This is a genomic window from Mesorhizobium sp. M1312, from assembly GCF_040318115.1.
GTDB lineage: Bacteria > Pseudomonadota > Alphaproteobacteria > Rhizobiales > Rhizobiaceae > Mesorhizobium.
This window is the reverse complement of record NZ_JAMYLQ010000002.1, coordinates 25,705-39,360: the sequence shown is the minus strand read 5'-3', so window position 1 is coordinate 39,360 and position 13,656 is coordinate 25,705. Positions and strand designations below refer to the sequence as shown.

Sequence of the window (13,656 nt, the reverse complement as noted above, 5' to 3'; positions counted from 1 at the left end):
GGGAGGATAAAAATGCAGCCACTTGTCGTCGACGCAAAGCCTCAACCTGTTTCAATAAACCCCGCCAAGACTGCAGTTCTCGTCGTGGACATGCAGAATGACTTCGGCTCGAAAGGCGGGATGTTCGACAGAGCCGGCATCGATATCTCCGGGATTCAACGGGCTGTCGGCCCTACTGCAAGCGTCATAGCGGCCGCTCGCAAATTGGGACTGCCCATCATCTATCTGAAGATGGGGTATCATTCCGATCTTTCGGATCTCGGGACATCGGATGCCCCCAATCGTCTCCGACATCTCCAGATCTTTGGGGTCGGTGAGAACGTGACGGCGCCGGATGGCACCGAGAGCCGGATTCTGATCCGCGACACCTGGGGAACAGATATCGTCAACGACCTAAAGCCGGAGGCGGCGGATGTAGTCCTCTACAAAACCCGGTTCAGTGGCTTCTACGAGACTGAACTCGATGCTGTTCTGAAGACCGCAGGCATCAAACAGCTCATCGTGACAGGATGCACGACCAGCGTGTGTGTGGAGTCGACAATTCGGGATGCCTTCTTCAGGGACTATCACTGCATCCTGCTGACGGATTGCACGAGCGAGCCCATCGCGTTGGACTCCCCAAGGAGCAACCATGACGCCTCGATTACGCTCGTGCAGATACTCTTTGGATGGACATCGACGTCCGACCATTTCCTGAGGGCAATCGAGGGGCAAATTCAGGAGCGTCTTGAACGAGCCGGATGAGCTGACGAGCTCAGTGAACGCCTAGCGATCCTTCACCGTCTCCATCGCCACGAAGGTCGAGGTCTGGGCGACGTGGGGCAGGGCGGAGATGCGCTCGCCGAGCACGCGGCGATAGGCGGCGATGTCGGTGGTGCGGACTTTCAGGAGATAATCGAAGCTCGACGCCATCATGTGGCATTGCTCGATTTCCGGCACCGCCTGCACGGCGCGGTTGAAGGCGTCGAGCGCGGCCGAGCGGGTGTCGGACAATTTCACCTGGACGAAGGCGACATGGCCTTCGCCCATGCGCTCACGGTCGATGATCGCCTGATAGCCACGGATGATGCCGTCCTTTTCCAGCCGCTTGACCCGCGCCTGCACCGGCGTCTTGGACAGGCCGACCTTGGCCGCGAGTTCCGACATGGAGAGCCTGCCATTGCTGCCCAGCGCCGACAGGATGTTCCTGTCGATGCGGTCCAATTGGTCTTCTGTCATCGAATTCGTGGTCAAGTTGGAGAGAAGCAGGCCCCACGATAGTTCAATCGACCTCTCCTGTCGATTTCTTTGGACCGATCGAAACCAAGCTTTGTGCTAGCTTGCGCCATTCGGTCCGGTGACCGCCGGCCCGCTCCCTGATGCTCGCTCTACAGGACCGTCATGCCAGCGCTCGATGCCATCCGCCAGCAGATCCGTGCCAATTATTTGCCTGACGAAGACGAGGCCGTGAAGCGGCTGGCCGAGGCGACAGGGCTTTCGACGAAAGAGCGGAAGGCGATCTCGGCCCGCGCCGCCGATCTGGTGCGGGCGGTGCGCGGCTCGTCCGATCCGCGGCTGATGGAGGTCTTTCTGTCCGCCTATGGCCTCTCCACCAAGGAGGGCGTCGCGTTGATGTGCCTGGCCGAAGCGCTGCTGCGGGTGCCCGACACCGAAACGATGGACGATCTCATCGCCGACAAGATCGCCCCGCATGACTGGTCGGCGCATTCGGGCGGCTCAAGCTCGATCTTCATCAATGCGTCGACCTGGGCGCTGATGCTGACCGGCCGGGTGCTCGACGAAGGCGAGGGCGGCATCGAAGGCACGCTGCGCGCCATGGTGCGCCGGCTGGGCGAGCCGGTCATCCGCAAGGCGGTCGCCGCTGCCATGCGCGAAATGGGTGAGCAGTTCGTGCTCGGCCGCACCATCGCCGAGGCCGTCAAGCGCGGCCGGCCAATGACCCAGAAGGGCTATCTCTATTCCTTCGACATGCTGGGCGAAGCGGCTCGCACCGAGGCCGACGCCTTGCGCTATCTCAAGGCCTATGCCGACGCCATCTCGTCGCTCGATGCCGGCGCCAATGGTCCCGACATCCGCCAGAACCACGGCATCTCGGTCAAGCTCTCGGCGCTGCACCCGCGCTATGAAGTGACGCAGAAGGAAAAGATGCTGCCTGTGATGGCCGAGCGGCTTTTGTCGCTGGCGCTGGCGGCGCGCCATTCGCGCATGGGCCTCAACGTCGACGCCGAGGAGGCCGACCGCCTCGACCTGTCGCTCGAAATCATCGAGCGGGTGCTGGCCGAGCCGGAACTCGCCGGCTGGGACGGTTTTGGCGTCGTCGTCCAGGCCTATGGTCCGCGCGCCGCCTTCGTCATCGATTGGCTGTATGCGCTGGCGCAGAAATACGACCGCACCATCATGGTGCGGCTGGTCAAGGGCGCCTATTGGGACACCGAGATCAAGCGGGCGCAGACGCTCGGGCTCGACGGTTATCCGGTCTTCACCCGCAAGGCCAACACCGATGTGTCCTACCTCGCCTGCGCGAAAAAGCTGCTGTCGATGACCGACCGCATCTATCCGCAATTCGCCACCCACAACGCCCACACCGTCGCTGCCATCCTGTCGATGGCTGGGAATCGTGACTCCTTCGAATTCCAGCGCCTGCACGGCATGGGCGAGGCGCTGCACGAGACGGTGCGGCGGGCCGAGGGTACGCGCTGCCGCATCTATGCGCCGGTCGGCGCGCATTCCGACCTGCTTGCCTATCTGGTCCGCCGGCTGCTCGAAAACGGCGCCAACTCCTCCTTCGTCCACCAACTCACCGACGAGGAGGTCGAGCCGGAGGATATTGCTCGCGATCCGCTTGAAACCGTCGAGAAACAGGGTCCGGCCGCCAATCCGGCGATCCCCCGCCCGTCGGCGATCTTCGGTGCTGCCCGCCGCAACTCGAAGGGGTTCGACATCACCGATCCGGTGACGCTGGCCGCGATCGACAAGGTGAGGGCCGAGTTTTCCGGTCCGGACCGCTGGCACGCCAAGCCGATCACCCGTGCCGCCGGCTACGGCAAGCAGCGTCCGGTGGTCAATCCGGCAAAACCCGACGAAATGGTCGGAACGGTCATCGAGGCCACCGCCAAGCAGGTCGCGACCGCCGTGCGCATCGCGGTGGAGGCCCAGCCGGCATGGGCAAAACGTGCCGTTGCCGAGCGCGCCGCCATCCTAAACCGCGCCGCCGACCTCTATGAGGCCAATGCCGTCGAATTCTTCGCCCTCGCCGCCCGCGAGGCCGGCAAATCGCTGGCCGACGGCGTCGCCGAAGTGCGCGAAGCGGTCGATTTCCTGCGTTATTACGCCGCCGAGGCGGTCAATGCCGAACCGGGAACGCAAGCGCGCGGCGCGATCGCCTGCATCTCGCCATGGAATTTTCCGCTCGCCATCTTCACCGGCCAGATCGCGGCAGCACTCGTCACCGGCAATTCGGTCATCGCCAAGCCGGCCGAGCAGACGCCGCTGATCGCCTTCCGCGCCGTAGAATTGCTGCGCGAAGCCGGTGTGCCGGAAGACGTCATCCAGCTTTTGCCGGGCGATGGCCCCTCGGTCGGTGGCCCGCTGACCGCCGATCCACGCATTGCCGGCGTCTGCTTCACCGGCTCGACCGAAGTCGCCAAGCTGATCGAAAAGCAACTGGCCGAGACCGCCGCGCCCGACGCCATGCTGATCGCCGAGACTGGCGGGTTGAACGCGATGATCGTCGATTCCACCGCGCTTCCCGAGCAGGCGGTGCGCGACATTCTTGCCTCGGCCTTCCAGAGCGCCGGCCAGCGCTGCTCGGCGCTGCGCGTGCTCTATGTGCAGAAGGATGTCGAGAAGAAGATGCTGGACATGCTGAAGGGCGCGATGGAAGCGCTCAACCTCGGCGATCCCTGGCAGATATCGACCGATGTCGGCCCGGTCATCGACGAGGAGGCACAAAAATCGATCCGCGACTATTGCACCGACATGGGCCGGCAGGGCCGGCTGATCGCCAAACTCGAAGCGCCGAAGGATGGCCGCTTCGTCGCGCCGCATGTCTTTCGGGTCAAGGGCATCGAGGACATGGAGCGCGAGGTGTTCGGGCCGGTGCTGCATGTCGCAACCTTCGACGCCGACGACATCGACGGGGTCATCGCCGCGATCAACCGCAAGGCTTATGGCCTGACCTTCGGCCTGCACACCCGCATCGAAGGCCGCGCCCAGCATTTCGTCGACGGCATCCATGCCGGCAACATCTATGTCAACCGCAACCAGATCGGCGCCGTGGTCGGCTCGCAGCCGTTCGGCGGCGAAGGACTTTCCGGCACCGGACCGAAGGCCGGCGGGCCGCACTATCTCAGGCGGTTTCGCAAGGGGCCGGAGGCCGGCACGCCTGTTCTTGACGGCCACAAGGTGACGGCGACCGAACTCGCCGACAATCTGCCAGACCCGGCGCTCGGGGGCTGGTCGACGCGGGCGGACCGCATTGCGGTGCTGAGGAAGCATTTGCGTGGCAAGGGTGCTGCGGCCATCGGTGCCGCCGCCGGCATCGATTTCGGCCAGGTCGACCTGCCCGGCCCGACCGGCGAGGCCAACACGCTGTCGCTGTCGCCGCGCGGCCGTGTGCTCTGCCTCGGACCGGATGCCGACACGCTGCTTGCCCAGGCGATCCAGGCGCTCGCGGCCGGCAATGCGGTGCTGGCGGTCGCGCCCGGTGCGCCGGCGGCGCTGTCGCCGCTGACCGGTAAGGGGCTGCCGCTGGCGGCCATCGACGGCCGGCCCGACCCGGTCGAGGCGCGCGCGCTGCGTGTCGACGTCGTCGCCTTTTCCGGCACGCCCGAGGCTGCGCGCATCGTGCGCAAGGTGATCGCCGACCGCGCCGGCCCGATCATGCCGCTGGTCAGCGAAGTGCTCAACCCGGCGGCCTACGCGCATGAGCGCGCCGTCTGCGTCGACACCACTGCTGCGGGCGGCAACGCCAGCCTGCTGGCCGCGGCGTAGGATTCCTCCAGGCTCGCTCATCGCGGGCAGGGGATCGCTTCAGGTTTGCGCTGCCCCTTGTCCGCCTGCGTTCCAGCGTTGGTATTTCGCTGCAACGCCTGACGAAGTAGGCGCCGTCGGTGAAGTCATGTCACGCACCCTCGACGACCGAAAAGCCCTCGAATTGCGGATGGCCGAGATAGTGAACCTTGCTGGAGCCGGCGTTGCGGTGCGCCGCGCGAAAGTTCTCGGATTTGGTCCAGGCGACAAAATCCTCATGGCTCGCCCAAACCGTGTGCGAGGCGAACAGCGTGTAGCCTTCGGCCTCGTTGACCGGACCGCGCAGCAGATGAAATTCTTTAAAGCCTTTCATCTCCGAAAGACTCGAAATCACGGTTCTTCCAGACGTCCTCGAAGGCGGCTTCCGAGCCGTTCTGGACCTTGAAGCGGTTCATGGCGATGTACATTGGCTGTCCTTTCGGGATTGCGGATTATGATGCTTGGTGGATTGCCTGAAACGATGAGGCGCAGGCTGTTAAAATGGACCGATCCGCGCTTTAAACACCCAACTTGACTTGCCAGTTTCGCTTGGAATGGGAGGGAACGGTGCTTGCTTGCGCACCAGTGTTAAAGCGAACTGATCAAGCTCCGCAGAACCTGAGCTTTCGGCAAGCTGTATGTCGCTGATGCTGCCGTCGGCCATGACAACGAAAACGACCCTGGCATTGTTGCGGGCGCTCGCTTGTATCGATTTCGAGACGCGACGGTTGGCGCGGGCAAGCTTCTTCTGAATTTCACCGCTGTAGCGGGATTCTATCGCATTGCCTGCCGCTGCCTGCTTCTTGCCCGTGCTGGACGTCACCGCGTCGCGTTCCTCGCCATCGGCCGCGCCGAGGGCCTCGTTCGTTTCGCCGGCTCCGCCAAGACCTGGTGTCGCGCTCGGCCTGGGCGTCGGGATCGGCGGCTGTCCGATATCGGCAGGAGGCACCTCGGTGCTCTCGGCCGGAGCAGCCGGCTCTGCCGGCGTTTCAATCTTCGGAGCCACGCTCTGCTCGTCGAGGCGCGGGGTGTCGGCCATCAGTGTGTCTGGCGCGGCGGTGGGTTGTTTGACAATCTGCGGCAAGGGCGCGGGGGGCTGCTCGGCCATTTCCCCGGTGGGCCGGTCGGCAGGCGGCTCGGGCTTGACCTCAGGCTTGGTCGGCTGCGGGTCGGGCACCAAGGTAACGTTCATCGCGCCCGGGGCCTGACCTTCCAAGTCGCTGCCGACCACGTTGGCGCCGGTTTGATTGGTGCCTTCCATCTCGATTGCGTCCTTGGAATCGAATGTGCCGGCAGGTGCGATGAGAAAAGCGGCCGCCACCGCGGCATGAAACAGGCAGGAGGCGACGATCGCCACCGTCCATTTGCCGCTCATGGCTGACGGTCGGGCCGGCGCAAGCGGTCCGGTCGGCGCAATCGCCAGTTCGCCATCGGCGTCGGGTAGGGAACTGATTTTCTGCATGGCTCGCGACGAGACCTGCCGCGACCGGCGTGGACTTGTCAAATCAAGATCACTTGCCCCAGCGGCAAGAGGCCGGCCAAAGGCCACGCCACTCTGTTCCGTCCGAGTGCGGGCTCCAGTCCCACTGTCTTCTCAGACCCCGAAGGCGATGCCGGTCTTGGTCTCGGTCTTCAGTCCCCGCATGCAAGCGTCCGGCTGGATGCCGGTGCCCGCGCATTCGGTCGCGCTGTTGATCAGCACGCGGCTGAGCTTGGCGCAGTCGGCGCCGGCAAGATCGAAACGCGTCACCTTGGTCTTGCCCGCCGGCAGGTCTTTGAAGTCGAGCACGGTCAGCCGGTCGACGACGCCGTCCTCGTTGAACAGCGCGATCTCGAACGCCGCTTTCGAGAGGTCGGCGCCGAGCGTGTTGTTGACCACGAAGGTCAGACGGCAGCCCTTGTCCGAGGGTTGTGCGCCATTGAGTTCAAGCGTGAGAGCAGGGGCCGGCGCGGACTGTTGCGCCCACGCCGGACCCAGCACAAGCGGCATCGCCAGCACCGAGGTCAGCAGGCGAAGCGATGCCGTCAAGCGTTTCATTGTCGTCAGCCTCCAAACCGCATTGTCGCCGCCAGCTTGAGCGTGACGCCGGGCTCGTAAATTACACTCGTGGCCGATGCATTCAACGGGTTGGTGTATTTCACGTCGAACAAATTGTCGGCGCGGAAATCGACCTTGAAATTGTCGGTCGCCTGGTAGCTGGCGAAAGCGTTGACCAGCGTGTAGTCCTTGGCCACTGGGTTGCCCTTCGGCTTGCCATTGTACTGCACCTCGCCGCCGACGGTCAGCTTGTCCTCCAGAAAGCGGAAGCCGAGTTGCCCGGTGACCTGGGAAGAGGGGACGGTAACAAGATCTGCCTGCTCGCCGTCATAGGAGATGGTGTGGCCATCGATGATCGAGGCCGAAAGCCCGGCGAAACCCCAGCCGGCGTCATAGATGCCTTCCATTTCGAAGCCGCGGATCTTGGCTTTTGCAAAATTCTGGTACTGAAAGCAGATCGGTATGCCGGGGCCGAACGGGCAGCCGCTGGTCGGATCGAAGGCCGACAGGGTGACGCCATCGATGTAGTCTTCGATATCGTTGTTGAAGTAGGCCGCCTTGAAACGAAACGCGTCGCCAGCTTCGAGGATGTCGTCCTGCTTGTAGTTGACACCGAATTCGACGGTCTTGCCGATTTCAGGCTTCAGATCGGGATTGGGGAGAAACGGAAAGCTGACGCCTGCCGGATGGTTGCCGCTGATGAGGGTTTCCGACAGCGACGGGGAGCGATATCCCTCCGCATAGGTGCCGTAGAATTGCAGTCCCGAAAGACTGGCGGTTTCGAACGGCGAGAGGCCGACGGTGATGCGCGGCGACAGCCGGTCGCCGGAGGTTTCGCCGACATCGCTTTCGAGCTTGTAGCTGTCGTAACGCAGCCCGGCGATAATCTCGAGCCAGTCCCATGTGAGCTTGTTCTGCATGTAAGCGCCGGAAACGTTTCGCTTGCCCGAAGGGGTATAGAAACTGGCGCCGCCTGCGGCGCCACCCGTCTCGACGTCGTCGCCAACCCAGTCGCCACCATAGGTCAGCTCGTGCTCAATGGCGGCGGTCTCGAACCGCGAGGTGTTCCAGATGTCGATGCCCGAAGTGCCGACATCGAAAGCCGACATCGAACCCGCCGGCAGGACGATGGGAAGACCGGTGACTGGATCAAACCGGTTTTGCGGAACGAGGCTTGTCATCTCCAAATTGGTCTTGTTGTAGGAGGCGTTGATGTGGAGATCGAGCCAGCTCTTATCTTCGTCGGTGATGTTGTAGCGGCCCGTGAAGGTATTCGCTTTCAGGTCGACATCATTCACCGGCGTGCCGCCGCTGACCTCGTTCCACCCGTCGCTCGTGCCGTTCCAACCCAGCTTCACCTCGCTGTTTTCAGTGGGGCGGATGGTCGTCTTGAGAAGGCCGCTCAAGACATCGAAACCGGTGCCGTTCACCGTACCGCCGCCGCCATCCTTGTAGTCGTCATAGTCGCGATAGACGATGTTGCCGAGGACATCCCAGTTTTCGTTGAAACGGTAGGCGCCTTCAGCACTGGTCGTCCAGCCTTCGCCATTGCTCTCATAGCGCCCGGTCGCTGACGCCGCCCATGTCTCGCCGTCGCGAAGATAGTCTTCCGCGTCCTTGGTCTCGAACAGGACGACGCCGCCGATGGCGCCCGAGCCGTAGGTGTTGACGACCGGGCCGCGGATGACGTCGACGGATTTGATGAGCTCCGGGTCGATATAGAAGGTGGACTGCGTGCCGTGGTCGGAGCGCTGGAAATTCTGCCGCGCACCGTCGACGATCACTGCGACGCGGCCGAAATCCTGCAAGCCACGGATATTGATGCTGGAACTGACGCGCCTTGCGTCTGCCTGGACCGCTACGCCCGGCACACCCAATAGCATCTCGTTAGGCGTCGTCGCCATACGGCGTTCCAATTGCTCCTGATCGACATGGCTGGCCGAAGCCAGGGAATCGATCGCCGTCTCGCCGGTGCGGCTGATGACCAGGATCTGGTCAAGCAGTGTTGCGCCTGCCGGGGCCGGCGCAGCCTCTTCAGGCGTCTGTGCTTCCCCGGCCGACTGAGCATTGGCCGACGGGGTGAGCAGCGCGATCGCCGCAGCACCCGCCAGCAATGCGGCCATTCCCGTTGCTGTAGACCGGCCCTTTCCCATCGATCGATGCGCCGGACTTGGGCTGCTATTCGCCAGACCCAGCCGTCCCCAATTCGCCAACCCCATGCCCCAACTCCAAAATTCCAGGTTCGATGCTGGCTGGCTTGGCGCTTGCTGGCATTTTTCGTCGTGTCCGGCGTCTTAAATCTTGACTCACTTAGTCCGGTATTGCACTGACTAATAAACATGATATTCAAGTCAAGAAATGAATCGGCATCTACGCAACGCCTAGCCAGACGCCCGGCCCAGGAAAGGGATCGAACCTGATGAACACGCACAATCCCAATGACTTTCGCTATCGCGTCCGCCGTTCCGACGACAATTCGGCTCGTTTCGACCGGGTCCCGTTGACCGTGAGAACCCTGTCCAGCAACACGCTGTTCCAAGGCGAGCACGAGATCGGCATCGAGCATCACGGAGCGCTCTATCGGCTGAAGATCACCCGCCAGGGCAAGCTCATCCTCAATAAATAGGTAATAAGATGGACCAGCGCGTAAAACCCGCTCCGCACGAGATCCGGCGGGCGCGGGCAGACAATCCGAAGACGCGCGAGCGCGACCTCGCCGCCGAGCTTGGCATTTCGGAGGCCGAGCTCGTCGCCGCGCATTGCGGCGACGGCGTCGTCCGCGTCGAGCCGCGCGTCAACGATCTTCTGACCGGCCTCGAAGCCGTCGGCGAGGTCATGGCGTTGACCCGCAACGAAAGCGCTGTGCACGAGAAGATCGGCGTCTACGACAAAATCGTCACCGGCAACCACAATGCCATGGTGCTTGGCGAGAACATCGACCTGCGCATCTTCCCGAAAGTCTGGGCGCACGGCTTTGCCCTCGAAAAGCGCGACGGCGGCGATATCAGGCGCAGCCTGCAGTTCTTCGATGCGGCAGGCGAGGCGGTGCACAAGGTGCACCTGCGGCCCGCGTCCAACCTCTATGCCTATCAGAAGCTGGTGGCCGAGCTTGAATCGCCGAACCAGGAGTCGACGATTGCGGTTTCGGAGGGGGGATTTGCCGACGAGGCCGAGGCTTCCGACGCTTCCGCTGATGTCGACGATCTGCGCGACCGCTGGAGCCGGCTGACCGACGTGCATCAGTTCTTCGGCATGCTGAAGACGCTGAAGCTCGACCGCCGCCAGGCGATGCGCATGGTCGGCCAGGATTACGCCTGGCTGCTCGACAACGATGCCGTCAGCGCCATGTTCCATCATGCCGCCGAGGGCGAGATGCCGATCATGTGCTTTGTCGGCAATCGCGGCTGCATCCAGATCCATTCGGGCCCGATCAAGTCGATCAAGCCGATGGGACCATGGATCAACGTGCTGGACGAGACTTTTCATCTGCATCTGCGGACCGACCACATCCATGAGGTCTGGGCCGTGCGCAAACCGACCAAGGATGGCCATGTCACGTCTCTCGAAGCCTATGACGCCGAAGGCAAGATGATCATCCAGTTCTTCGGCAAGCGCCATGAAGGTGAAAGCGAGCTCGAGGACTGGCGGTTTCTGGCAGAGAACCTGCCGCGCATTCCAAGTCCGACCGCAGCCTGAGGACAACGACAATGGCTCCTTTGCTTAAGCGGGCGCGTGTTTTCAAAATGGCGCTTCGGGCCACGATCGGCCTTGCCCTGGCCTTTGCCGCATTGCTGCCGGTCCGCGCCGCCGAAGGCACGGAGGTCTTTACGGACCCGTCGAAGATAGCGGCCATCGGCGGTTCGATCACCGAGATCGTCTTTGCGCTCGGCGAGCAGCATCGGCTGGTCGCCCGCGATTCGACCAGCCGCTATCCCGAGGCGGCGCTCAAGCTGCCTGACGTTGGTTACATGCGCCAACTTTCGCCGGAAGGCGTCCTGTCGGTCAATCCGTCGGGCATCTTGGCGCTGCACGGCAGCGGGCCGAAGCAAGCCGTCGACGTGCTGAAGAAAACGAGCATCCCGTTCGTCGAGGTGCCCGAGCGCTACGACCATGAAGGCATTCTCGAAAAGATCCACATCGTCGGCAAGGCGATTGGCGCCGACGCCAAGGCCGATGCGCTGGCAGCCGAGATCGATGCAAAGCTGAAGGCCGCGGAAAAACAGACCGCTTCGATCAAGGACCGCAAGCGCGTCCTGTTCGTGCTGTCGATGCAGGGCGGCAAGATCCTCGCTTCCGGCAGCGAGACTGCCGCCGACGGCATCATCAAGCTTTCGGGCGGTGTCAATGCGGTTGACGGTTTCTCCGGCTACAAGCAATTGTCCGACGAGGCTGTTATCACCGCCAGGCCCGATGTGATCCTGATGATGAACAATGCCGGTCCTGCCGCATCGGATGACGAATTGTTTGCGAACCCGCCCATTTTGTCGACACCGGCAGGTGCCGCGCGCAAGGTGATTCGCATGGATGGCGGCTATCTGCTCGGCTTCGGGCCGCGCACGGCCGACGTCATCCACGACCTTGCCGCCTCGCTTTATGGCGCAGGCCGCGGACTGAGCGGGCACCCAATGGTGGATCAATCGATCGCTGGTGCGGGCACTATGGCGACGGCATCCGACGGCGACCGTTCGGGGCGCGCGCGCGTCGTCATCCTGCTTTTGTGCCTGGGGCTCGCCGTTGCCGTCCTGTTGTCGCTGACCTCGGGCGCATCCGATGCCTCGGCCGTCAGCGTCGTCGGCGATTGGCTGTTGGGTGCACCACCCGGCAATGAGGCGCTGAGCGCGCGCGACCGCCTGATCGTCTACGACATCCGCCTGCCGCGCGTCATCCTCGGCGTGCTGATCGGCGCAGCACTTGCCGTCTCCGGCGCGGTCATGCAAGGGCTGTTCCGCAACCCGCTGGCGGATCCCGGTCTCATCGGCGTTTCGGCTGGATCGAGCCTCGGCGCGGTGGCCGTCATCGTGCTTGGCGCCACGGTGCTGGCGCCGGTAACTTCGGTGCTGGGCACGCTTGCTCTGCCGCTGGCGGCGTTCTGCGGCGGGCTGGCGACGACATTGGTGCTCTATCAGGTCGCCACCCGGCAAGGCCAAACCTCGGTCGCCACCATGCTGCTCGCCGGCATCGCGCTGGCGGCCCTTGCCATGGCGCTGACCGGCATCCTGATCTTCATGGCCGACGACCGGCAGTTGCGCGACCTGACCTTCTGGCAGCTCGGCTCGCTCGCCGGCGCCACCTGGCAGAAAATCGGTTCCGTCGGGCCTGTGATCGTGCTGGCGCTGGCGGCGATGCCGTTCCTGGCACGCGGCCTCAACGCGCTGGCGCTGGGCGAAGCCACTGCCGGCCATCTCGGTATCCCGGTGCAGCGGCTGAAATACACTGCAATTGTCGGCGTTTCGGCGGCGGTCGGGGCGTCTGTTGCTGTCAGCGGCGGCATTGGCTTTGTCGGCATCGTCGTGCCACATCTGCTGCGCCTGGCTATCGGCCCGGACAATCGTTATTTGCTGCCGGCCTCGGCCCTGCTTGGCGCTTGCCTGCTGCTGCTGGCCGATGCCGTCGCCCGCACCATCGTGGCGCCGGCCGAGCTGCCGATCGGCATCGTCACCGCGATCGCCGGCGCTCCGTTCTTCCTCTGGATTCTGCTGCGCAAGCGTGGGGTCATCGACCTGTGAGAGGGGTTTGCATGATCGAAGCACGGGATGTCTCGGTGGCGATCTGCGGCAAGCGCATCGTCGCCAATGTCGATTTCGACATGCGGCCCGGCGAGATTGCGGCCATCGTCGGCCCCAACGGTTCGGGCAAGACGACCGTCCTGAGGGCGTTGTCCGGCGATCTTGTCTGTTCCGGAGAGATCACCATCAACGGCCGCGACCTGTCGGTGATGAAGCCGGTCGAGGCAGCCATGCTGCGCGCCGTGCTGCCGCAGGCGACGACGTTGTCTTTTCCCTTCACGGTGCGCGAGATCGTCAGGCTCGGCCTGCTCGGCGGGCGCTCGGGCGCGCTGCCCGGCGAGGACGAGCGCCTGCCCGAACGGGCGCTGGCGCGGGTCGATCTCGACGGCTTTGCCGGCCGTTTTTACCAGGAGCTTTCGGGCGGCGAGCAGCAGCGCGTGCAGTTGGCCCGTGTGCTCTGCCAGGTCTGGGCGCCGGTCCTCGACGGCAAACCGCGCTACCTGTTTCTTGACGAGCCGGTTTCCAGCCTCGATATCAAGCACCAATTGATCATCATGAACATCGCCCGCGATTTCGCCAGAAGGGGCGGCGGCGTGGTTGCCATCCTGCACGACCTCAATTTGACGGCCATGTATGCCGACCGGATTTTTGTCATGCATCGCGGCAGGCTTGCCGCCACCGGCTCGCCGCAGGATGTGCTGAGCGACGAGCTGATCGAAAAGGTATTTGATTGCCGGCTGAAGGTCGGCGTGCTGCCGGCTGGAGACGTGCCGTTCGTCCTGCCGCAGTCCGCGGCTTAGGTCTGTTGATATTCAGGTGATGCCGGCCTGCGAACGGCGGTTTCCTGCGCTTTCGGTACTCACGTACCCAATGTACGCTCCG

At 63.5% G+C, this 13,656-nt stretch carries 10 protein-coding genes and 2 pseudogenes; 7 read left to right on the top strand and 5 right to left on the bottom strand.

Going from position 1 to position 13,656, the window contains the following annotated elements; translation table 11 throughout:
- The first annotated feature begins 12 nt into the window (after nucleotides 1-12).
- Nucleotides 13-744, top strand: a complete 732-nt coding sequence (locus tag NKH36_RS02920) for a cysteine hydrolase family protein (protein WP_352959886.1) — start codon at nucleotides 13-15, stop codon at nucleotides 742-744.
- 21 nt (nucleotides 745-765) lie between these two features.
- On the opposite strand, the gene NKH36_RS02915 is transcribed toward NKH36_RS02920, so the two are convergent.
- On the bottom strand, nucleotides 766-1,218 hold the full coding sequence (locus NKH36_RS02915) for an Lrp/AsnC family transcriptional regulator (RefSeq protein ID WP_352952073.1): 453 nt from the start codon (nucleotides 1,216-1,218) through the stop codon (nucleotides 766-768).
- A gap of 162 nt (nucleotides 1,219-1,380) precedes the next feature.
- Here NKH36_RS02915 and putA point away from each other — a divergent pair, with 162 nt between their 5' ends.
- Entirely contained in the window at nucleotides 1,381-4,992 is a 3,612-nt protein-coding gene (gene putA, locus NKH36_RS02910; protein ID WP_352959884.1) for a bifunctional proline dehydrogenase/L-glutamate gamma-semialdehyde dehydrogenase PutA, read from the top strand.
- Nucleotides 4,993-5,122: 130 nt separating this feature from the next.
- Here the strand turns inward: putA and hmuQ are convergent.
- From hmuQ to NKH36_RS02890, 4 genes and pseudogenes are all read right to left on the bottom strand, one after another.
- Nucleotides 5,123-5,438 (bottom strand): annotated as a pseudogene (gene hmuQ / locus NKH36_RS02905) (heme-degrading protein HmuQ).
- Nucleotides 5,439-5,506: 68 nt separating this feature from the next.
- Complete coding sequence (locus tag NKH36_RS02900; protein ID WP_352959883.1) at nucleotides 5,507-6,385, bottom strand: energy transducer TonB family protein; 879 nt, start codon at nucleotides 6,383-6,385, stop codon at nucleotides 5,507-5,509.
- Between the two features lie 219 nt (nucleotides 6,386-6,604).
- Entirely contained in the window at nucleotides 6,605-7,048 is a 444-nt protein-coding gene (locus NKH36_RS02895) for a hypothetical protein (RefSeq protein ID WP_352959882.1), read from the bottom strand.
- 5 nt (nucleotides 7,049-7,053) lie between these two features.
- The gene (locus NKH36_RS02890; protein ID WP_502911948.1) at nucleotides 7,054-9,267 is read right to left on the bottom strand and encodes a TonB-dependent hemoglobin/transferrin/lactoferrin family receptor; all 2,214 of its coding nucleotides are present in this window, start codon (nucleotides 9,265-9,267) and stop codon (nucleotides 7,054-7,056) included.
- Nucleotides 9,268-9,467: 200 nt separating this feature from the next.
- Here NKH36_RS02890 and hemP point away from each other — a divergent pair, with 200 nt between their 5' ends.
- From hemP to NKH36_RS02865, 5 genes and pseudogenes are all read left to right on the top strand, one after another.
- Complete coding sequence (gene hemP / locus NKH36_RS02885) at nucleotides 9,468-9,674, top strand: hemin uptake protein HemP (protein ID WP_095494491.1); 207 nt, start codon at nucleotides 9,468-9,470, stop codon at nucleotides 9,672-9,674.
- An 8-nt stretch (nucleotides 9,675-9,682) separates the two neighbouring features.
- The gene (locus NKH36_RS02880) at nucleotides 9,683-10,744 is read left to right on the top strand and encodes a hemin-degrading factor (protein ID WP_352959880.1); all 1,062 of its coding nucleotides are present in this window, start codon (nucleotides 9,683-9,685) and stop codon (nucleotides 10,742-10,744) included.
- 47 nt (nucleotides 10,745-10,791) lie between these two features.
- Nucleotides 10,792-11,646: pseudogene (locus NKH36_RS02875) on the top strand (heme/hemin ABC transporter substrate-binding protein); the annotation flags it as partial.
- A 27-nt stretch (nucleotides 11,647-11,673) separates the two neighbouring features.
- Nucleotides 11,674-12,774 (top strand): FecCD family ABC transporter permease, encoded by a 1,101-nt coding sequence (locus tag NKH36_RS02870; RefSeq protein WP_352960623.1) that lies wholly within the window; start codon nucleotides 11,674-11,676, stop codon nucleotides 12,772-12,774.
- Between the two features lie 11 nt (nucleotides 12,775-12,785).
- Nucleotides 12,786-13,574, top strand: a complete 789-nt coding sequence (locus NKH36_RS02865; RefSeq protein WP_352959879.1) for a heme ABC transporter ATP-binding protein — start codon at nucleotides 12,786-12,788, stop codon at nucleotides 13,572-13,574.
- Nucleotides 13,575-13,656 lie beyond the last annotated feature (82 nt).

Excerpts from the sequence above, each read along its gene's own strand:
- NKH36_RS02920 (WP_352959886.1), top strand. The coding sequence starts at position 13 with ATGCAGCCACTTGTCGTCGACGCAAAGCCTCAACCTGTTTCAATAAAC.
- NKH36_RS02915 (WP_352952073.1), bottom strand. The coding sequence starts at position 1,218 with ATGACAGAAGACCAATTGGACCGCATCGACAGGAACATCCTGTCGGCG.
- putA (WP_352959884.1), top strand. The coding sequence starts at position 1,381 with ATGCCAGCGCTCGATGCCATCCGCCAGCAGATCCGTGCCAATTATTTG.
- NKH36_RS02900 (WP_352959883.1), bottom strand. The coding sequence starts at position 6,385 with ATGAGCGGCAAATGGACGGTGGCGATCGTCGCCTCCTGCCTGTTTCAT.
- NKH36_RS02895 (WP_352959882.1), bottom strand. The coding sequence starts at position 7,048 with ATGAAACGCTTGACGGCATCGCTTCGCCTGCTGACCTCGGTGCTGGCG.
- NKH36_RS02890 (WP_502911948.1), bottom strand. The coding sequence starts at position 9,267 with ATGGGGTTGGCGAATTGGGGACGGCTGGGTCTGGCGAATAGCAGCCCA.
- hemP (WP_095494491.1), top strand. The coding sequence starts at position 9,468 with ATGAACACGCACAATCCCAATGACTTTCGCTATCGCGTCCGCCGTTCC.
- NKH36_RS02880 (WP_352959880.1), top strand. The coding sequence starts at position 9,683 with ATGGACCAGCGCGTAAAACCCGCTCCGCACGAGATCCGGCGGGCGCGG.
- NKH36_RS02870 (WP_352960623.1), top strand. The coding sequence starts at position 11,674 with ATGGTGGATCAATCGATCGCTGGTGCGGGCACTATGGCGACGGCATCC.
- NKH36_RS02865 (WP_352959879.1), top strand. The coding sequence starts at position 12,786 with ATGATCGAAGCACGGGATGTCTCGGTGGCGATCTGCGGCAAGCGCATC.